The sequence below is a fragment of the Lysinibacillus sp. RU7 genome, assembly GCF_057837305.1.
Map to the genome: position 1 here is coordinate 1 of NZ_JBYQFK010000286.1, position 240 is coordinate 240.

Genomic DNA, 240 nt, shown 5'->3' on the forward strand with positions numbered 1-240 from the left:
GAAGAACACCTTGGTTTCGGGCCGCACCGCATCGATGAACTGCTGCGGATCGCGCGCGTCGACCACCGTGGTGGCGATCCCGAACTTGGGCAGCAGGTTGTCGACCAGCCAGCGGCACGATCCGAACGCCGCCCGCCCGGCCACCACATGGTCGCCGGCCTGCAACTGGCTCAGCAGCACCGCGGTCATCGCCGCCATGCCGCTGGCCATCGTGCGACACGCCTCGGCCCCTTCCAGCAG

The 240-nt window shown here is 69.2% G+C and carries 1 protein-coding gene; it reads right to left on the reverse strand.

Features of this window, described 5'->3' with window-relative positions; translation table 11 throughout:
• The coding region (locus AC3II9_RS22425; RefSeq protein ID WP_489158979.1) for a PLP-dependent transferase at positions 1–240 on the reverse strand (240 nt) is incomplete at its 3' end.